The organism is Acinetobacter sp. Z1 (assembly GCF_024296945.1).
Taxonomy (GTDB): domain Bacteria; phylum Pseudomonadota; class Gammaproteobacteria; order Pseudomonadales; family Moraxellaceae; genus Acinetobacter; species Acinetobacter beijerinckii.
The window spans coordinates 1,303,626-1,325,262 of the sequence record NZ_CP101115.1; the positions used below are offsets into that span (position 1 = coordinate 1,303,626).

General features: G+C 34.2%; 15 protein-coding genes. 7 read left to right on the forward strand and 8 right to left on the reverse strand.

All coding sequences use genetic code 11. From position 1 onward, the window contains the following. Positions 1-82 precede the first annotated feature (82 nt). The 3 genes from NGC85_RS06150 (at position 83) to NGC85_RS06160 (ending at position 2,322) form a co-directional block, all read left to right on the forward strand. Positions 83-670, forward strand: a complete 588-nt coding sequence (locus tag NGC85_RS06150; protein WP_169111847.1) for a YigZ family protein — start codon at positions 83-85, stop codon at positions 668-670. A 75-nt stretch (positions 671-745) separates the two neighbouring features. Continuing rightward, the gene (locus tag NGC85_RS06155) at positions 746-1,363 is read left to right on the forward strand and encodes a DapH/DapD/GlmU-related protein (protein ID WP_254805217.1); all 618 of its coding nucleotides are present in this window, start codon (positions 746-748) and stop codon (positions 1,361-1,363) included. A gap of 116 nt (positions 1,364-1,479) precedes the next feature. Then, on the forward strand, positions 1,480-2,322 hold the full coding sequence (locus NGC85_RS06160) for a universal stress protein (protein ID WP_005053106.1): 843 nt from the start codon (positions 1,480-1,482) through the stop codon (positions 2,320-2,322). Positions 2,323-2,441: 119 nt separating this feature from the next. Here NGC85_RS06160 and NGC85_RS06165 read toward each other — a convergent pair whose 3' ends face one another. The 5 genes from NGC85_RS06165 to mutS form a co-directional block, all read right to left on the reverse strand. After that, a complete protein-coding gene (locus NGC85_RS06165) occupies positions 2,442-3,110 on the reverse strand; it encodes an O-methyltransferase (RefSeq protein WP_005058131.1) in 669 nt (222 codons plus the stop codon). A gap of 140 nt (positions 3,111-3,250) precedes the next feature. Then, complete coding sequence (locus tag NGC85_RS06170) at positions 3,251-3,961, reverse strand: D-Ala-D-Ala carboxypeptidase family metallohydrolase (RefSeq protein ID WP_254805218.1); 711 nt, start codon at positions 3,959-3,961, stop codon at positions 3,251-3,253. A gap of 135 nt (positions 3,962-4,096) precedes the next feature. Then, positions 4,097-4,426, reverse strand: a complete 330-nt coding sequence (gene fdxA, locus NGC85_RS06175) for a ferredoxin FdxA (protein ID WP_005053109.1) — start codon at positions 4,424-4,426, stop codon at positions 4,097-4,099. A gap of 295 nt (positions 4,427-4,721) precedes the next feature. After that, positions 4,722-5,273, reverse strand: coding sequence for a GNAT family N-acetyltransferase (locus NGC85_RS06180; RefSeq protein WP_254805219.1), 552 nt, complete (start codon positions 5,271-5,273; stop codon positions 4,722-4,724). Positions 5,274-5,354: 81 nt separating this feature from the next. Continuing rightward, positions 5,355-7,994: a DNA mismatch repair protein MutS gene (gene mutS, locus NGC85_RS06185; protein ID WP_254805220.1), complete on the reverse strand. Its 2,640-nt coding sequence runs from the start codon at positions 7,992-7,994 to the stop codon at positions 5,355-5,357. A 714-nt stretch (positions 7,995-8,708) separates the two neighbouring features. Between mutS and NGC85_RS06190 the strand changes: the two genes are divergently transcribed. Together NGC85_RS06190 and NGC85_RS17465 are read left to right on the forward strand one after the other, a co-directional pair. Beyond that, a complete protein-coding gene (locus tag NGC85_RS06190; protein WP_254805221.1) occupies positions 8,709-9,026 on the forward strand; it encodes a hypothetical protein in 318 nt (105 codons plus the stop codon). Positions 9,027-10,062: 1,036 nt separating this feature from the next. Further along, positions 10,063-14,790 carry an ABSDF2314 family large adhesin gene (locus NGC85_RS17465; protein ID WP_368407611.1) on the forward strand — a complete coding sequence of 1,576 codons (4,728 nt, stop codon included), beginning with the start codon at positions 10,063-10,065 and terminating at the stop codon, positions 14,788-14,790. Positions 14,791-14,952: 162 nt separating this feature from the next. Here NGC85_RS17465 and NGC85_RS06210 read toward each other — a convergent pair whose 3' ends face one another. From NGC85_RS06210 to NGC85_RS06220, 3 genes are read right to left on the reverse strand one after another with little or no spacing between them, the layout of a single operon-like run. Further along, positions 14,953-16,017 (reverse strand): peptidase MA family protein, encoded by a 1,065-nt coding sequence (locus NGC85_RS06210; RefSeq protein WP_254805222.1) that lies wholly within the window; start codon positions 16,015-16,017, stop codon positions 14,953-14,955. After that, positions 15,987-17,528 (reverse strand): glycosyltransferase, encoded by a 1,542-nt coding sequence (locus NGC85_RS06215; protein ID WP_254805223.1) that lies wholly within the window; start codon positions 17,526-17,528, stop codon positions 15,987-15,989. The genes NGC85_RS06210 and NGC85_RS06215 overlap by 31 nt, the downstream gene beginning before the upstream one ends. 59 nt (positions 17,529-17,587) lie before the next feature. Then, entirely contained in the window at positions 17,588-19,279 is a 1,692-nt protein-coding gene (locus NGC85_RS06220; protein ID WP_254805224.1) for a hypothetical protein, read from the reverse strand. A 307-nt stretch (positions 19,280-19,586) separates the two neighbouring features. Here NGC85_RS06220 and NGC85_RS06225 point away from each other — a divergent pair, with 307 nt between their 5' ends. Further along, the gene (locus NGC85_RS06225) at positions 19,587-20,576 is read left to right on the forward strand and encodes a hypothetical protein (RefSeq protein ID WP_254805225.1); all 990 of its coding nucleotides are present in this window, start codon (positions 19,587-19,589) and stop codon (positions 20,574-20,576) included. 421 nt (positions 20,577-20,997) lie between these two features. Next, positions 20,998-21,579, forward strand: a complete 582-nt coding sequence (locus tag NGC85_RS06230) for a recombinase family protein (RefSeq protein ID WP_005058154.1) — start codon at positions 20,998-21,000, stop codon at positions 21,577-21,579. Positions 21,580-21,637 lie beyond the last annotated feature (58 nt).

Below are 21,637 nucleotides of genomic sequence, written 5' to 3' on the forward strand. Positions count from 1 at the left end.
TTTAAAACCTCGCGTGATGCGAGGTTTTTTATTTAGCATGTAAAAAGCTATAATCTTGTTTTAAATTTTATATTTATGTTTTATGCCATTCACCATTGCTAGTTCGGTTACTTTTGAAGAAGACATTAAAAAAAGTCGTTTCCAAGCGATTGCAGCAGTTGTCGAAAATGAGCAACAAGTAAAAGATTTTTTAGCAGAAACCAAAGATTTATCTACAACACATCAATGTTGGGCATGGAAAATTGGTCACCATGTTCGCTTCAATGATGATGGAGAGCCTTCAGGAACAGCTGGAAGACCAATTCTTGCTACCATAGAAGGCAATGAACTAAGCAATGTGATCGTTTTAGTCAACCGTTGGTATGGCGGTGTAAAGTTAGGAACTGGTGGTTTAGTCCGTGCTTATGGTGGTTGTGCGGGTCAATGTTTGTTATTGGCTGAAAAAATAGAGTTGATTGAAAAAAAAGAGGTTCAATTTTCTTGTTTATTTAACGAGTGGGCAATTCTTCAATATGAATTATTACATCAACATATTGAATATCAAGAAAGTTATACTGAAATAGGTGTTGCTGTTTTAGCACGACTACAGATTCATCAAATTGAGCCTTTAAAATTAAAACTTCAAGATGTGAGTAGAGGACGTGAGAAATTACATGTATGTGATGACTGAAATTTATCTGTCCTCTCTTGCGAGGCAATGCCTCTCGGGGCGTAAGCAACTTAACCTCGTAGAGGAGCATCAGAAATGACCAATGATTCTTTATTGAAATATAGGGAACAACATAAGCATCGCCTTAATTATATGCCTTGGTTGTACTGGTCACTTAAAGCTAAACATCGCGAATGGGCTGAAGCATGGCAAGCTGAATATCAAGCTTATCTCATGGATATGGAAACGATTCAGATCGGTAAAAATTGTTTTATTTCGCCGTTAGCGCATATTTTTGCAGAGCGTGGACGTAATATTATTATTGGAGACAATACTTTTATTGCAGCAGATTGTACTTTACATGGACCATTAGAGATCGGTAACGAAGTTGCAATTAATCATCATTGTATTTTAGATGGGGGGAAGTCAGGAATAAAATTACATGATCAAGTGAGAGTAGCGGCTTATAGCCATTTATATGCTTTTGATCATGGTATGGATTTAGACCGTCCCATTTACCAACAGCCTGTCACTTCTAAAGGGATTGAAATTGGTCAAGATGTTTGGCTTGGAGCACATGTTGGAATTAAAGATGGCGTGAAAATAGGTAATCATGCCGTGGTCGGTATGAATAGCATGGTCACAAAAGATGTCGAAGACTATGCTGTTGTTGCAGGAAATCCAGCAAAATTGATACGCTATCGAACTGAATAAAAAGCATAAAAAAATCTCGTGAGATTCTATACATAAATTTAACCCACCATGCTTTTATCTGTGTTAAGTTAAAAATAAGTAGAAGACCTAAGGTATTTACCTAAAGAGAGGCGAATATGAACCGTGTCATTGCATGTATTGATTCTTCACCCTGTATTGATGCTGTTGCTGAAGCAGCAGTTTGGGTTGCAAAACAAACGCAGAGAGAGTTAGTACTATTGCAAATCTTGGACTATTATCCAGCGAGCTATCACTTAGGTGAAATTAGTGGGGTAATTGGCTTTGAGAGCAATGCGATGCTCTTAAAAGAACTTGCTGAGTTGGAACAAAAACAAAGTGAGTTAGCACTCGATTATAGTAATAATCTACTTAAGCACATTTCAGATTTAATTGAAAAGCAATACGGACTCACCAGTACCAAAATTCAGGAAAAAGGTGATTTTCTTGAACAAAGCTTCAATATCCTGAATGAAAATGATGTCGTTATCATTGGTCGTGTAGGTGAAAGGGCAGCAGAAAAAAACAAACCTATTGGTAGTAATGTTGAAAACTTTATTCGTGGTGCCAATTGCACAGTAATCACGGTAGGAGAACATTTCCAACCACCGAAGCGTTTTATTTTTGCTTATGAATACTCTCCAACTTGTCAGAAAATGCTACAACGAATTGCCCAAAGTGATTTATTGAAAAAACTCCAGTGTCATTTGCTTTATGTAGGTGATCATCCTGAAATGCTTGCGGAGCCAGAAAAATATTTAACCGACGCTGGTTTAGAAGTTATTTCCATTTATCGTTATGGCGATGTTGCACAAAATATCTTGGAATATCAAAAGGAACATGACATACAGTTAATTGTTTTAGGTGCTTTTAGTCATAGTAAAATTCACCAATTCTTCTTAGGAAGTATCACCACAACAATTTTCAGAAATGCCAATGTTCCACTTTTGGTGGCTAAGTAGTTCATTTTATTCTATATAGTTATCCGCAATTCCTGTGGATAACTATATGGAAAAGCATTTGAGATAAATATAATCTATTGAAATTGAAAGATTAAATTTAATAGGTTGTTTTTTAATCTCTATTTTACTATGGCTATTGCAAAGCCATCATGACCTTTTGAGCCTACCGTTTGTAAAGCAGTACACGATAATAATTGAGGATGGTCTTTTAAAGCTGTAAAAGCTTCACGAATGCCTTCAATACTTGGCTTTTTATTGGTTTCATCTAAGATCGCACCAGCACGAATAACATTATCTAGTACGATAATAGTGCCAGAGTGTGCAAGCTTTAGGCTTAATTCAAAATATTCACGATAACTTTGCTTATCAGCATCAATAAATATGAAGTCAAAAGCATCACTTCCATCAGCGATTAACTGATTCATGATGTCTGCACCACGCCCTTTTTTTAGTTCGATGTTCGTTGGCATATTGGCATAATCAATATTTTCTTGAGCAATAATGACATGCGTATCTCGTCCTTCAACTGTTAGCAGATAGCCATCTTTTGGAAGTGCTTTAGCAAGCCAAATGGTGCTATAAGCACCAAAAGTTCCTAACTCAAGTACACGTTTACATTGATTCATTTGAATCAACATTTGTAGGAACATACCCTGATTAGGTGCAACAGCCAAATGATTAGAAAACCCTTGCGTGTCAGTATTATCTAAAGCATGTTGAAGTCTTGGATCTGTGGGAATTAAATGTGAATTGATATAGTCATCAATGTCGGTCCACATCTGTTGCATAATCAAATTTACCTATGAATCTGTTAGCTGCATTTTAAACATTTATGAAGAGAGTGCAATTTGATTGCAAAATTAATCATCATCTATGAAATGAAAAAGAGATCTTAATGATCTCTTTTCTATTTTACGAACGAATTTTATTAAAAATTACACATAGAACTATTGCGAGTTAAATCTGGTCCCCAAGTACGATAGCCTTGTGTATCAATATGAATTTGTCCAGAGCTATATAAACCAATACCTAAGTTTAGACTTTGACCATGCTGTGCCCAAAATTGACATAATTTAAATTTAGTCTGTTCGATGTAAGCATAGTCTTGAGGTTGTGGATATTCCGGACCAATACGAAAATCGATAGCAGAGTTAAATAGATGTTTTGAAGAACCTGCACCACCTGCACATTGGTTGAGTGGTAAATCACGATAGACTGAGGTGACTTCAAAATCGGTCAAGATTTTTGCTGCAATCAAATATTTAAAAACACGTAAAGTAGAAAGAGAGTTATTCCATAATTCACGGTTAGGAACCATATATTCTGAGCGACCGCATTTTTGCCAATCTCTTGCAGTGCGTAATAACTCAAAACTAGGAATAATATGTGCAACATTATTACGATTTAGAAATTGTTCATATTCTCGAACACGAGCATAGTTTTCGCCTTGGTTTAACCATTGGCGGTATGATGTGGGTTCAACTTTACTTGGAATAGGTCGAGTAAAAGTGACTTGTTCCTGAGGAATATGAATTCTTTTACCTTGATTTTGATTTACTTTCGTTGAGCTGACACAGCCAACCATCATCGCAGGGATGAGACAAAACGTGAAAAGACCCTGTAATCGATTTCGCATCATAAAAAGGCAGTTCGTAATTTAGAGCTTATAGATGTATTATTTTAATGCAAAATAACGCACAAATAATGGTGCAATTGCAAAGAAATGTGTGTTTGAGGTATAAAAAAAGACCAGTCAGGACTGGTCTTTTTTTAATTATTTTTCTAAATATTGCAATTTATTTGGTTTACCATTCCAGTCTTCACGATCAGCAGGTTGCTCACCAATTTGAGTAATGTTGTTGCCTGCCCATGTTTCTGACAATTCAGCATTAAGTTCAATAAAGACTTCTTGACCTTCAGGAAGCTCATCTTCCGAGAAAATTGCATTTGCTGGACATTCAGGTTCACATAATGCGCAATCAATACATTCATCTGGATTGATAACAAGGAAGTTTGGACCTTCATAGAAACAGTCTACTGGGCAAACTTCAACACAATCTTGATATTTACATTTAATACAATTTTCAGTGACAACAAAGGTCATGGCGACAGCTACCTAAAAATACGGTTTTTTGTTTGGAATAGGCTATTGTAGGCAAAAAAGGGGGAAACAAACAATTGCTTTTATTGATATTGTTTATTTATACATGTGAAAAATAAGATAATATATTGATAATAAATGAAAATTTTGGTTATGGCTTAATTTTTTCTAAAAAAATAAAGCAGTTAACTGTTTAAATCATCAAATTTTAGGATAGAAATGGTGTAAATCGACTGTGAGATTGAGATGATTAAATCTGTTTAAAAACTTAATCATCTCAATATTAAGGTGCTGAAGATTAAATGGTATACAGTAAATGAATATCTTCAGGTTCGAGGCGAAAAAGCTGTTGGTCTGGGTTTTCTAAAGGATTTGCACCTTGTTTCAGATAGAAGTCAACAGTGCGTTTACTTGGTGTTGCTGAAATATAGAGCTGTTTTGCTTTGAGCTGTTTCGCTGCTGAAACAGCAGATTGCATTAGTTGCTTGCCTATACCCAAACCTTGATGATTAGCATCGACATAAAAATATTGTAAAAGCTTTGCATCAGGAAAATCTTGGATAATTTGATTGGATACCATTTGCACACCCAATAATTTATCTGAGTGATATGCTCCAATGCACAATCCACCTTGCTGATACAGATGTTTTAAGAGTGGTGGATCATTCAATAAATGATATTCATCCCAATGTTCAACATCAAAATAACAATCAACTAGCGTTAAATTCTGCTGATGTTGCAGATACATTTGTGTAATCAATTCGCGGCGGCTAATTTGTTGCCAAATTAAATCGATTTCTAAATCAGTCAGTGGTTTAAAATTTACCTTAATATAGTTTCTCCAATTCATTTGATTGAATTAAGTGTTTTGAGCAGAATCCAGTTTAATATCATCTGCTCATGTGTGTTAGCTTCAAAATCGTATGCCGAATTACGACTTCAAAGCAGTTTTGAGTAAATAGAGTTGTTCAAGTGCTTGACGCGGTGTTAGATCATCTACTTCGATTTGTTGCAATAACGCTAACGCTGGCGATTGAGTTTCCACTTCAATGATTTTCTCAATCACTTGAGTTTCAATTTCATGTTCTACCGCACTGAATAAATCATTTTGTACGCTACTTTGTAAATGCTGATGTTGCTGTTTTTCTAAAATTTTCAAACGCTTTTGTGCTTCTTTAATCACGTTTGCGGGAATACCCGCTAATTTTGCAACTTGTAAACCATGACTTTGACTGGCAGGTCCATGTTGAACTTTATGCAACAATATCAAATTGCCATTCAGTTCTTGAGCAGTAACGTGATAATTATCAATACCTGCTTCAGTTCCCAATTCAGTTAATTCAAAATAATGGGTAGCGAAAAGACATAAACATTTGACTCGTTTCGTCAAATCAACGACACATGCCCAAGCCAATGAAAGACCATCATAGGTACTTGTACCGCGACCGACTTCATCCATTAACACTAAAGATTGACTGGTCGCATGATGTAGGATTTGTGCTGTTTCAGTCATTTCAACCATAAAAGTAGATTTACCTGTTGATAAATCATCAGCAGAACCAATACGAGTAAAGATACGATCGATTGAGCCTAACTTTGCTGATTTTGCTGGCACAAAACTGCCGCAATAAGCAAGTAAGCTAATCAGTGCAATTTGACGCATAAAGGTCGATTTACCGCCCATATTTGGACCTGTAATAATCGCCATGCGATGTTGAGCATCAAGCAGCGTATCATTCGGTGTGAAAGGCGCTTTATTGATAGCTTCTACGACCGGATGACGGCCTGCTTGAATCTTAATACTTGTTTCATGCGTATATTCTGGTCTAGCCCAGTTATTTAAACGCGCTTGATGAGCAAAATTTGCAAGAACATCGATATTCGCAATTGCAGCGCTCATCATCTGTAAATGTGCAATATTTTGACGTAGTTCATCGAGTAGTGATTCAAATAAAAGTTTTTCGCGTGCTAGTGCGCGCGATTCACTTGATAAGACTTTATCTTCAAAGCCTTTAAGTTCAGGAGTGATATAACGCTCTGCATTTTTGAGTGTTTGACGACGAATATAATCTGCTGGCGCTTGTTCTGCCTGAGCACGTGTTAGTTCAATATAGTAACCACTGACACGATTATAGCCAATTTTGAGTGTATTAATGCCTGTGCGTTGACGTTCCTTTATTTCTAAATCAATCAGGAATTGACCTGCATGATCGCGAATTTTACGTAGTTCATCTAATTCATCATCATAACCTTCAGCGATCACATTGCCGTCACGTAGTAGCACAGGAGGGTTTTCAACAATCGCAGCCATTAGATGTTGGTGAAGGCTTTTAAAATCTCCTAGTTCAAGATCTAACTGAGACAGTAGTTTTGATGATTTGTTTTTTAAAACAGGCGCGAGTGAATGACGTAGAAATGGAATTTGTGCGCAAGCTTGACGGAGTTGAACCAAATCTCTCGGACGAGCACTACCTAGAGCAACTCGGCTCAGGACACGTTCAATATCGCCAATTTCTTTGAGCACTAAACGAAGAGGGGACTCGTGATAACCTTTTAATAATTGTTCTGTGGCATCAAGGCGAGCATCCAAAATGGCAGTGTCACGTATAGGTTGCATTAGAATTCGACTGAGTAAGCGTCCACCCATTGCAGTTTGGCAATCGTTGATCAATTGAAATAGTGAAGTTCCATGATCGAATAAAGGTTCAACAATTTCTAAATTACGACGTGTGATTGGATCAAGTGCGATAAAGTCAGTGCTTTGTTCTATTTGGATAGAACGGATATGTGGTAACGCTGTTTTTTGTGTTTCTTTTGCATAATGGATTAAAGCTGCTGCTGCTGCTTTTGCAAGAGGCAAAGAATCTAAGCCAAATCCTGATAATGTTGAAACTGAAAATTGATCACATAGGGTTTTCTGTGCATTATTTAAATTGAAATCGACATTTGGGCGTTTAGTGATTGAGCAATCTAGATGTTTTTTGATCTGCTCAATAATGTTTTTATCAATCAAGTCCTCATCAATCAAAATTTCACTTGGCATTAAGCGAGATAGTTCGATTGAAAGCTGTTCTGGTTTATATGGCTGCTGCTGGACTTTAAAAATACCAGCGCTTAAATCGAGTAGAGCAAAACCAATTTGATTTTGTTGAATACATACCGCAACAAGGTTAGACGATTGGTAACTGCCTAACAGCGCATCATCAGTTAAAGTACCAGGCGTTAAAACACGGACAACTTTGCGCTCAACAGGACCTTTACCTGTAACCTCACCAACTTGTTCACAAATTGCGACTGTGCGACCCGCTTTAACCAAACGAGCAAGATAGCCTTCTGCTGAATGATAAGGCACACCTGCCATAGGTATTGGCTCACCATTGGCTTTGCCGCGATGAGTCAGAGTAATACCTAAAAGCTTAGCGGCTTGATGAGCATCTTCAAAAAAAAGTTCGTAAAAGTCACCCATACGGTAGAACAGTAATGCATGCGAATATTCCATTTTGACCTTTAGATATTGCTGCATCATCGGCGTATGGGATGAAAGATCAGCCATAACTGAGTCACTGTTCATGCGTATTAAGTCCTTATATTTAAATGCTAATTAGTTAGTCTGAATGATTTATTCTAACTAATTACTCGAAAAAATCTAATCTAGTTTCTTAAAAATTGACTTTGGCGTTTAATTCATAAATCAAATATGAATTTGATAGAAAGATGATGCTCAAAGAGTTTATAGCTACATCTTAACAAATCAGTCGTAATTATCAAAAAGCAATACGAGTTCGATTGAGAAAATAACCAACAATAAAAAACTGATATCTGATTTCTTTAGCCAATTAGGTTATTGACAAGTTTCTACAATGATCTAATTCGAATTATTTTCATTAAAATTGACGAATTAAGATTAAAACCTACGTAGATTGAATGGAAAATTCACAATATATTTTTATACTTAATCTTATTTTTTAAGATATAAAATTAAAAAATACCAATAATTTTTTTTATATTATAGGGTAGACAGATAATGTACTGTGTTTTTTTATAATTTAGTTCATAGGGGTAGGATAATTATAATTAAATTTAGGTTGACTTTTTAAAATATAAGTTGCTGAATTTGTTTAATTTATTCGATTGTTCTATAGATTGCTTGCAAGTTTTTTTGCAATACATATGTATTTAATTGTGTGATATATTTTGCATAATGAGTATCTTAATGATAAATTTTGTTTAAATAATTTATATTTCTTAGACTTTAAATTTAATTTCATTCAGGTGTTTATAAAAAATGAAAGTTTATGAGATGGTATTTCATAAAGGTTTTGATGAAAGTACACGATTTTTTTTTAATATAAATAATACTGCATCTCGTAAACACTTTATGAAACTCATGCGTGAAGATGTTGATCGAGAGTTAAGTGATTTTAAGAAAAGTTGTGTCAGTGATGCTAAATATGATTTATTAAATTTGTTTCAGGAAGTATATGCAGAAAGTCATTTTCATCTTGATACAATGGAAAAAGATTTTATCCAAAATGGGAAAGCAATTTTTTTTGATAATATTTTTTTGAGTGTAGAAGAAAGAGAAGTTTTAAAAATTTTATGATTTAATAGGTACTCATTTATTCAAATGAAGTTCTCAGACTTTACGATAGCATGTTTATAATGCTATATCGCACCCCCACTTTCCTCCCCAGAAAAGTGGGGTTTTTTTTGATTTAATATATAAGCTATACTGATTATTTATCATTACAGTTACAAAGCCAAAACATGTTATATATCAATTTTGCTGGGGCATTTCGAGGATAGACTAGATTGTGCTCAATAAGGAAAAAATCTATTCCAGACACAATAAAATATTTATTATTTAATCTCGAAAGAATTCTTCCTTTTCTTGAGTAAACTTTTATTTTTGAAGAAATTTTGAAATCAACAAGTTCATTGTTGGGTAGTCTAGAGAAGTCTATAGGTATATAGCCAAAACAATAATTACATTTCCATTTTTTCATAATTTTAATACTGAAATAATCAGTCTATTTTAAAATTTATGATTGTAAATGTTATAGAAATTATGATTAAAAACATTTTTTAATTAATTTATATTGTTGTGTAAAAGAATTTACAAATAATGTTTTGCTATAAGTGTATGTTTTTTATTTGCTTTAATTGTTTTTTTTTCTTAAAGTTTTGTTTTTTGATAATTATTTTACTTATTAACTTATTGAAACTTTCTTTAATAAAGTTGTAGTTTTTTAGGTTTTTTGATTGTTTTGCGAAATTAATTTAGAATTTTAATTTAATTTATTAATCCATGCTTATCATTTGTTTTAAATTTGTGGTTTTTATTAATTATGTTTTAAAACACAAGAAAGCATTAACATGGAAAATAATTTAATAATAATTAACCGTATGAAAAATATAGGTAAATGTTAAAATAACCCTAATTGATTAATTATTATACTAATTTATCGTCTGAGATAGTGTGATGCAATTCATGTTTACAACCTCTTATTGCGTTGAGGTTGACCTTTTTTTTGTCTAATTTAAGCACTAATTTGGGCGATTTTTATTTTAATCAATAAAATAGAAGAGCTTTAAATTGGATTTGTTTAATTAAATGATCCTAATAAGGGGCAGAAAATATGTCAGAAATAAGGGTTGTTTCTAAGGAAAGTCATGAAACCTTAGAGACCACAACAAAAGATACTGTTTCTATTTCCGAAGCATCAGTCGTTTTAATAAAAGTAAACAAAGATGATGTTTCTGAAATAAAGCAGGACGGCAGAAACGCAATTATTACTTTAAAAAATGGCGAACAAATTGTAATTGTTAATTTCTTTAAAGGTGGTGATTATTCAACTGACAATAGTTTAGTTTTTGAGGATAGCGAACATAAATTACTTTGGGTTCAGTTTACTGATAGCAATGGAGCATTATTAGAAAATATTACATTTAGCTATATTGATAAGATTGAACCACTACTTTATCACGATGGTGTAGCATCGCCTTGGGCTTGGTTATCAGTTCCGTTAACAGCGGCAGGAATTTTGTGGTGGGCTCATAATGACGATGATAAATCTTCGTCTACTCAGCCAAAAGATACAACTCCACCAGCAGCACCAACTGATGTTGCAGTAAGTGAAGATGGTACAACCGTTACAGGTAAAGGCGAGCCGGGCACTAAAGTTATCATCAAAGATGAAGATGGTAATGTTATTGGTGAAGGCACGGTTAAACCAGATGGCACATTTGAAGTTGAATTAGATGAGCCACTTACCAATGGAGAAGAAATTACAGTTGGTCTAGAAGATCAAGCAGGTAATAAATCTCCAGAAGTTACAGTAAATGCACCAGATACCACAGCACCAGCAGCGCCAACTGACGTTGCAGTAAGTGAAGATGGTACAACCGTTACAGGTAAAGGCGAACCGGGCACTAAAGTTATCATCAAAGATGAAGATGGTAATGTTATTGGTGAAGGCACGGTTAAACCGGATGGCACATTTGAAGTTGAATTAGATGAGCCACTTACCAATGGAGAAGAGATTACAGTTGGTCTAGAAGATCAAGCAGGTAATAAATCTCCAGAAGTTACAGTAAATGCACCAGATGATGGTGACTCAGACTCAGACTCAGACTCAGACTCAGACTCAGACTCAGACTCAGACTCTGACAGCGACTCTGATTCTGACAGCGACTCTGATTCCGACAGCGATTCTGATTCCGACAGCGATTCTGACTCTGACAGCGACTCAGACTCTGACAGCGATTCTGATTCCGACAGCGACTCTGATTCTGACAGCGACTCAGACTCTGACAGCGATTCTGATTCCGACAGCGACTCTGACTCTGATAGCGACAGCGACTCAGACTCTGACAGCGATTCTGATTCTGACAGCGATTCTGACTCTGACAGCGACTCTGATTCCGACAGCGACTCAGACTCTGACAGCGACTCTGATTCCGACAGCGACTCTGATTCTGACAGTGACTCTGATTCTGACAGCGACTCAGACTCTGACAGCGATTCTGATAGCGACAGCGACTCAGACTCTGACAGCGACTCAGACTCTGACAGCGACTCAGACTCTGACAGCGATTCTGATAGCGACAGCGACTCAGACTCTGACAGCGACTCTGATTCCGACAGCGACTCAGACTCTGACAGCGACTCAGACTCTGACAGCGACTCAGACTCTGACAGCGATTCTGATTCTGACAGCGATTCTGACTCTGACAGCGACTCTGATTCTGACAGCGACTCTGATTCCGACAGCGACTCAGACTCTGACAGCGACTCTGATAGCGACAGCGACTCAGATTCTGACAGCGACTCTGATTCTGACAGCGACTCTGATTCCGACAGCGACTCTGATAGCGACAGCGACTCTGATTCCGACAGCGATTCTGACTCTGACAGCGATTCTGACTCTGACAGCGACTCAGATTCTGACAGCGACTCTGATTCTGACAGCGATTCTGACTCTGACAGCGACTCTGATTCTGATAGCGACAGCGACTCTGATTCCGACAGCGATTCTGACTCTGACAGCGACTCTGATTCTGATAGCGACAGCGACTCTGATTCTGATTCTGACTCTGACAGCGACTCTGATTCTGACAGCGACTCAGACTCTGACAGCGACTCTGATAGCGACAGCGACTCAGACTCTGACAGCGATTCTGATAGTGACAGCGACTCTGATTCCGACAGTGATTCTGATAGTGACTCTGACAGCGATTCTGACTCTGACAGCGACTCTGATTCTGATAGCGACAGCGACTCTGATTCCGACAGCGACTCAGACTCTGATAGCGACAGCGATTCTGATGACACAACAGCACCAGATGCACCTACAGCTGATATTGTTAATGACGGAACGCAAGTTACAGGTACAGCAGAACCAGGTTCAACAATTACTGTTAAAGACCAAATCGGCAACGTATTGGGTACAGCGGTTACAGATGAAAATGGCAACTACACAGTAGATCTCACAACTCCGTTAACCAATGGAGAAGTGGTTGATGTGACTGCGACAGATGCAGCTTATAATGAATCTGATCCAACACAAGCAACAGCAGATGACACAACTGCACCAAATGTGCCGACAGCCGAATTTAATAATGCTGGCGATGCAATTACAGGTACAGCAGAACCAGGTTCTACAATCACTGTTAAAGACCAAGAAGGTAACGTATTGGGCACAGCAGTTACTCATGAAAATGGTAATTACACTGTTCCAGTAAATCCAGGTGATTTAGCAAACAATGAAGTTGTAGATGTGACTGCAACAGATGTGGATGAAAATGAATCACAACCAACTGAAGCAACAGCGCCATTGTATTTAGATGCAATTAACGATGTAGCTACTGTTATGAGCGAAATTACACCTGTAGTCACTAATCCAGATATCTCAGGTGGTACATTGGTTATCTTCCCATCATTGTCAATCGTCGGTTCAATTGTCGATCTTAAAAATCAATCGCCTATTGAGTTGACTGTTCCAGAAGGCGGACTACAGTCATTTGGTGTGACATTTGGCGGGCCAGTGGTTGCTGCTGGTGCAGGTAGTTATGACCTTAATATTCTTCGTTTTAATGAGAATACTGGCGGTTATGAGTTATATGATAAAAAGGTTGCTGCTGGCTTGTTGGTTGCTGTTGGTGTGGGCGTGTTGGCTGGTAATACAACTATTAATAACTTACCAGAAGGTAAGTATGCACTTGTATTAACACCTGGGTATGGTGTCAGCTTAACGGCAATTGGAGTCACTTCAATTAATGTGCACAGTGAAGTATTAAGTGATTATGGTGATGTCGTTGCGAAAGGCAATGTAATTACAGCAAATAATCCTGAGAATCCAACAGATGTAGCTGATGTGATTCATGCTGGCCAAACAGCAACAGTTATTAGTGTTGCTAATGAAAATGGTGTAACAACTGCTCTACCACAAGACAATAATTCATTTAAGCGTATTCAAGGTGAATATGGTGAGTTGTTCATTGATAAGAATGGTAATTATGAATACATTCGTGATTTCACTGTTCCAAATAGTCTAGGTAAAGTTGATAGCTTCACTTACACCATTCAAGATGGTGATGGACATCAAGACACAGCGACTTTAAATATTCGCATCGATACAAACGATCTTGACATCACATGGCCAGAAGATCCAACACAAGATGGTGTTGTAGCATTGACAGCAACCGACAATACGGCAACAGCTGCGATTACTTTGGTTCCATCGACTAATTCAACAGTTGATACGGGTACGATGTCTGCAAGCAGCACAAAACGTCTCTTTGGTGATACTACTTTTGTTGCTGGTAGTGATACGAGTGATGCAATTAATGTGGCAGCTAATACTGCAGCTACAATTAATTTCTCAGTAACAACTCAAGGTGGTATTTTAAATAGAGCAGCGCATGGAGATACATTCAGTTATCAAGTGCAAAAACTTGTGAATGGTGTATGGACAACGCAACCTGGAGCATCTGCATCTGTTGTTCATTCTTCACCATTGTTGGGTGATGCTGGTGATACGGTGTTAATTAGTGGTTCATATCAAGTTTCGGCTTCAGATACAGCTAGCCAATGGCGTGTTGTATTTGGTAGTACAGAATCTTATTCTTTATTAATTGCTGGAACCAACACAACAACAGTAAATACAACAGTAAATACAACCTTCACTCACTACGATCAATTCGTTGGAAATGGTGCGACGGTAACATCTACTGGTAACTTGTTAACAGATGATTCGGGTAATGGTGTAGATGTAACAGGTGGAGCAAGTACCAAAGTATTTGTCGAAACTTCACCAGGTACATATGTACAAGCGAATGGTCAAACAATCACAGTTGAAGATGGCACCTTCGTTGTTTCGGCAAACGGAGCGTATACTTTCACAGCAAATGGTTCAGCGGCTTCTGGTGACATCGCTACACTGAATTACAAATTGGTTGCTGCAACAGGTGACGAAAGTACCATTGCAACATTAAGCGTAAACATCGGTAGCGAGATTATAAGTACTGCGAATCATGACATCATAACGTCAGGTGCAGGAGCAGATACAGTAGTGTTTAACTTACTGAATAGTGCTGATGCAACTGGAGGAAATGGTACAGATGAATGGACTGACTTCAATTTAGCGCAAGGTGATAAAGTTGATATCAGTACACTTCTAAGTGGTGCTGATGCTAGCAATATTGCAAATTACGTTACTGTAACTGCTGATGGAGCTGGCAATACTATAATTAGTGTTGACCGTGATGGTACTGGAAATGTTTATAACTCAACTGATCTTATCGTATTGAAAAATACTGAAACGACATTAGATGAATTATTGCAAAATAATCAACTATTATTCTAATTAAGAATCGTTGACGTAAATTTTAATTAAAAGGGAAGGCATGCGTGCCTTCTCTTTTTATTTCTATAAATTCTACTTTTTTCTAAAAGTGAAGATGTGAAGATGTGAAGATGTGAAGATGTGAAGATGTGAAGATGTGAAGATGTTTATATTAGAAGTGAATTATTTAATTTTTTCATTATTAATATAAGAATTTAGTACAAATTCAAACTTTCTAAGTTCTTTATTTTGATTGCTGGATAGATCAATGGTTTTCAAGAGCACAGAAAATAATTCTACATTCAACACAGGTGAGCGTTGCAGAGACTCTTTCCATTCATAGGGTCGCCAATTATTATGAAGAGAAAGGTATTTATCTTGTTTACTTAGATTTTCTAGGAAAGTTCTTATGAAAAGGGAACCTTTAAGTGATTGATCTCGAAAAACAGGTTGACCATCGACATAACGAGCATGCGATATATTTGATGGTAAATTTAACTGACCTTTCGATTGATCAAGAATAAGTGTAAGACGATTCCATAATTGGGATGATTTATAAGTTCTTGCTAGTACATATTTATTCAATTCATGCACAGTGTTAGGTAATTTTCTTTGACCATATGCACCTAAATTTCCTTTAGTAATTAGCCCCTCAGACCAAGCAGCGATACTTTCTGTAAGCCACGGTTGCTTAAACATAGTGTAACCATATGTATAGAGATGAAACAGCTCATGAGAGACTAGTGAAGACTCCGTTGTAAAATTAGCTATATTGCTATTCACTTCAAGAATAAGAGCACATGCATTTTTTTTAATTGGGTGATTGGTATGTCTATGAGGTTTGTCATAAGCTAAACCTAAGCCATTTAATTTTCGTACATGGATATCAATGTATTCAATATCTTTATATCTAAGGCTATTTAAAGGGTCTTGATAACCTAAATGATTCCATGCTCTACGTACACTATTGGCTTGAATTGCAATATTTTCGATATAATCAGGTACATTATTTCTATTTTCATCTCTGATAGACGATATCGCATTCAAACCATTATCGGTATAGAAAATACGAAGATCTGAATCAGCAAAATAAACTTTATCAAGTTGAGTGATAAAAGTGGGTTTACTTGATGCGCAAATCGAGCTTGCATTGAGATCAGCACAAAATAAAATTGGAATGAAGACCAATAATCGTCCAGAAATAAGAGTTCGATTCATTATTGAATTTTTAAAAATAATTCTTGCCATTTTTGAGCAAATTTGACTTGGTCTGTAAGCTCTGTACAAGCATAAGCAGCTTCACTAAATTTTTTTCGTTTTTGGTTATCTTTCAATAAAGAAATAATTTTATTAGCAAATAACTCTTCATCTTCGAAAGTAATTAAATAACCGTTATGGTCATCGTTGATCATATCAGAAGGACCATAATCAATATTGTAACTAACCACTGGACAACCATGACAAAGAGCCTCTAACACAGCCATACCAAAACCTTCAGATCGACTGGAAAATAAAAATAAACTCGCTTGATTATATAGATCGTCAGTATTTTCGTTATAACCCATTAATTTAATATGATTTCCCATATTATTGGAATCAATCTCATCTTGCAGAAATTTCTGTTCACCGCCGAATCCGTAGATGTTTAAATATGCATCAGGAATTTCTTTAACAACAAGGCTGAATACGCGTATTAAACTATCTAAATTTTTTGCTTTGTCATAACGGGCAATTGTTAAACAAGAAAGAGGATCACGACTTTCAAAATTAACTGGAAGTACAGTTTTTTCGTATATGTGAGGAATAACAAAAAGTTTATCATCTAAACCAAAACGCTTTTGAATATGTTCTTTCTGACGTTCAGTCAGTACAACTAATGCATCAAGTGATTCAGAATGTTTGAAATAACTTTGATAATGACGGTTAATACTAGATTTATAAATATCATTTCCATTTAAATGTGTAGCATGTATTGTTCCGATAAAACGCATATTTTTAATTTTTATTTTTCTCAGAGGTTCATAAAAATGTATCGCACGATCAATAAGCATATAGATTAAATTGCTACTATATTTTTCAGAGAGTGTTAAAAACCAATATTGAATCAATTGCTGTTCATCATCGAAAACTTCAGTAATCACACCATTTTTATTTAATAGAAATATATTTATAAGAATATTCTTTTTTTCTTCATTTAGTTGATAATTCTTTATCATTACAGGGTAGCCATTTGTATGGTAATACGTTTCAGTTAAGACTGTTTGAGTTGAAGGGTTGATAATTTGTATACAACTTAAAAATCCATAACTATCATAGATTATACGACCATTCTTAATACCTTTTTGAAAAGTGTTCACATAGCGTAATGTTTGGTATTCTTGATGTCGTATTTCATACAAATAATTTTTATTGTTTTTATCGTGAATTCGTTGGTTAAAAGTTGAAGAAATTGGTTTTTTTAGAACACCAGGATTGAAAAAATTTTCTTGAATTGGGTGGTGTTGAGATGATGAAAGACGTAAATGTGTACCTTGTAAGTCACCATATAAATTTAGATAGCCTATAGAAGTAGGTGCTAATTGACTGGAAATTAAACTCCAATAATTTTTTGCTAAATAACGATCATAGTCGGTGGTAACAATGATCGGATCTATAGCAAGTTGTTCATTTAGAATTTTAGCGCGTTTTAAAAGAGCAAAAACCAAACCATTTTTTTTCTCATCAATTTTTGGAAATAAGAAGAAATATTTAGCTTTCATATTTAAATCTCATTAATTTTAATTTAAATCAATATTGGTTTTTATATAGCTTGATTAACTTAAGCAACTGTTTTTTGGATACTTTTAAAGTGTAGATAATATGCTATATAACCTGAAAGATTATGTTCGTTATCATCAATACGGGTTCTGAAATTTTCTTGACGAACAAAAAAACTATTCATAATAATATTTGGTTTTTTAAAATATATGGCAAGTTCTGGATAAAAGAAACCAACTACTCGTTGATATTCAACTCGTGTATTTATTACATCACAAAGTTCATCAAATTTAGAGTTTTTTAAAAGTTCAATGTTATCTTCATAATTTAGTCGGGTTACCATTTTATAAGAAGCCATAAGCATTTCTAAGAAAGTACCTCTAGCAGTACGCCTGAATTTATATCTTTTTAAATATGGAATATAGTTTTTAATACCAAACTCAATGTATTTAGACTTAGGTGAGATTAGACTAAGTTCATTTGTGCAATAACTTAACCAATGATCATTGTGTTTCCAATAGTCTTTTTCAATAAAATTTTCATACATTAATTCAACTGTTCTAAGTAATTTCGGGTCATTGTTGATTTGATATAACCGAAGTAGTGAAAGAGCAGCTTCACCGTCATAATAAATTACTCTGAATTCTTCTTTTATTTCTAGTGATGGATAGTTGATAATATGAATGGTGCTGCCATCCTTTTTAATCATATCTAATATCCCATTTGCAAGTTTTTCTGTGATTAGAAGATATTTGTCACTCTTTGTAATTTCCATATATTTTGTAAACATAAGTATGGCTGCTGCGTTTGCACCAAGTTTTATTTCCATCTCATGATTGTTATTCTCAATAACGAATGCAGATGTTTTTTTGTTATTGAATTTTATTAGATTTTCAATTGTATAATTGATGCCTTTCTCTAACTTATCTAAAGCGATAAATTTATCTGAAATTTCAAAAACTTCTAATAAAGAATAAAGTGATGTACAGTGTCGAATACTATTATAGTTAGTTAATTTTTCATTCATTGCTGGAATATAGCCATAGATGAATTTTCCAGTTGAACTATCAATCTGTGAGTATAAATATTTTGAGTTCTTTTCGATTAATTCAAGAGAGTGTGCTTTTAGATCCTTATTTTCTACTAATCTTATGCCATTATTTATGTATTCATTATTCAGGTGGATTGTTCTTGTATCTTCATAAAATAAACTTTTTGTTTTAAATAGTATTATTTTGTCATCATTTTTTAATTTTTTTCGTTTGGAAATGTTGTATTTTAATTTTAAATATTTGTTTAAATTCTCCTCGAGAAATGTACTTGGTTGATCCCATATCTTCCCATTGATTATTGAATTTCCATAAATTTCCTGCTCCAAAATGGCTATAGAGAAATTTTCATCAAAACTAATTCCATTTTTATAATAGTTGTTTAGTTTTTCAGATTTGATTTCTAATAATAAATCTGAAAAAATAATTTTTTCGATATTGTAAACTATATCAACTTTAATAAATCTAGGGAAAATATTTTTTTGATCATGTATTTTACTGAGATAACCACAAGTTTTTTTTATTGCCTGTTCATAATTTTGAGGGCTAGTGTTCCAGACTTTAGCTCTAACTTCACCATCAGAGTGACTAATAAAAATGATAGCTTCACCTTTGTTAAAATTACTAAGTTTACATAGTTCATTATTTATCATTGAATCTAATTCACTTTTTATTTTTTCAATAAATTCATTTTTTTCTAACATAATGATTCCACTAGGCCATAAATATTTAAATCAATGGATTATTGATTTAAAAGTAGTGTTTTTCAATATGCTTAAAATTATTATTTTTAATGTATTTTAAAATTATGTTTAAAACTATCCATATTTAGATCATGGTATTGAAGTGGGGCGTATCAGTATTGTTAAGTTTAATAGTTGATAATTTTTATAATTTAAAAGTATGTGTTTGTAATTTATTGTTTTTAATTTTATTTTAAGTGTTTTATTTTTATAGCGTAGATGGATCTAAGTAATTAAATATATTTTATTTTTTTACAGGGAGAGTCTTATGCTGCTAATATTTATTAGATTACTATTTCTGTTTTTATTTACAGTTAGTGCACATGCTACTGATGTATGTAGTAACAGTTCTGCAACTTTGCCTAGTTTGGATTCAGTATATAAAATGGGTAAATTTAGAGTTTATTATTCTAGCAACCCTGCAAGCTCTGACTACCTAGAGAATAGAGTTGATCTAAATAACAATAGTATTCCAGACTATATAGAAAATATAGCTATTCAGGCAGATACAACATTAAAAGCTTTTACTTATCTAGGTTTTATTAGTCCTCTAGAAAGTGATAGATATAAAAATGTAGCGGAATATATTGATATACATGTAAATCTATCGTCAGGTAACGGTTTGGCGTATGAGGGTGTTACGAATTATATAAATAAAGCCAATAAGGAAAATAAATGTACATTGATTATACAAATACGGAAAAACCTTGAAGCCTTTCCAGATAATTGGACTACGGTAACACATGAGATTTTTCATCTTTATGAATATGGATATAGTCAATTCAAAGGAGGATGGTACTTAGAAGGGCTGGCAAACTGGTCTGAAAGAATATTGCGCATTGAATCAACCAATGAGGGTTTAACTCAACTTCCTACAAATGAAACTCAATTAAATAATAGTGTTTATAATGTTGATTATAATCAATTGTGGCACAGATTAGCTTATTTATCTGATACTACGAATGGACAATTAAATTTACCATCAGAATTATTGAGTAAAACTTATGTTGATGGTTCTAAAGTATTTAAGAATGGAAGGTTCAAAGGTCATCACTTTATGAAATCTTTACTTCAAAATTTTAAAGTAAAGTCTTATGAACTTTCACTACTTAATGATCGAGATCCATATCGCTGGGGTGAAATTGATCAGCTAAGCATAGCTAATAGGCCGTATATGTTGGATACAATTCAAAGTACGATGCTCCAACATGGGATGAAAACACGAGATGAAGAAATAAAATTCATTGTAATTGAATAATTTTTTAAATCATATATTTAATTTTATTTTCAAGATCTTGCTAATTGGCTTTAATTAATACGACATTTTTCTTATATATGTTTTTAATTGAGATTGTTTTTAAATTTATATTTAGATCAACAGTTATTTAATACTACTCATTCTCTAATTTTAAGTTTAATAATTGATTTATTTGATGTTGTGATATTTTTAACAATAATTTTTTTTTAAAGAAATTAAGATTAGTTTTTTTAACTATTAATTCAATATTTTATAGTTAATTTAATGGAATTGATTACGAATCATAGAAGCATCAAGATTTAAATATATATGTTTTAAACATTGCTTAATAAAATAGTGTGAGTTAGTTCATGTTTTTTTTGATAAATGTGTGTTAGCATCACTTTTTTGTTATGGTTTTGTATCTTCTGGGTGCTTTAATATGCGAACATATGCCTACGTTAGATTAGACCCTAATCTACAAGTAGAATCAGGGAAGTTTCTCTCATTTTTTAATGAGTATGGCTATAAGATTCAAAGAAATAGATTAGTTTTAGAAGAAGTTTCCGTTAATAAATCAATTATCTACAGAGATAAATTTCTTAATTTAATCAGCTATTCATTGGAGGAAGAGGATGTTTTAGTTATAAAAAGTATAGATTGTTTAGGCAGTAATTTTGAGGAAATCTTAGCAATTACTGACAAGATTCATCAAAAGAAAATACGGCTCATTTGTTTAGACTATTCAAAAAATGAAATAAATGGTGATTTGAAAATTTTTTTTATTCACTTTTTAAAAATGTGCTTTGAATTTGAAAAGCTTTCTCGTTGTAATAATGATAAAGATTATAAGGTTGTCAAAAAGGTTGGTAGGCCTGAGATTTTAACGAGCGATCAAAAAAATCAAGTCGTTGAAATGTATAAGAAGGGAAGTAGTGTTTATTTCTTAGCTAAGCATTTTTCTGTTACTCGAACAGTTATCCAGCGAATATTAGATAAAGCTTCAAAAAATAATGTTGCATAGATTTTCAATTTATATCAGATTAAAACAGAATCACTTATTTAAATTCTAAGTGATTCTA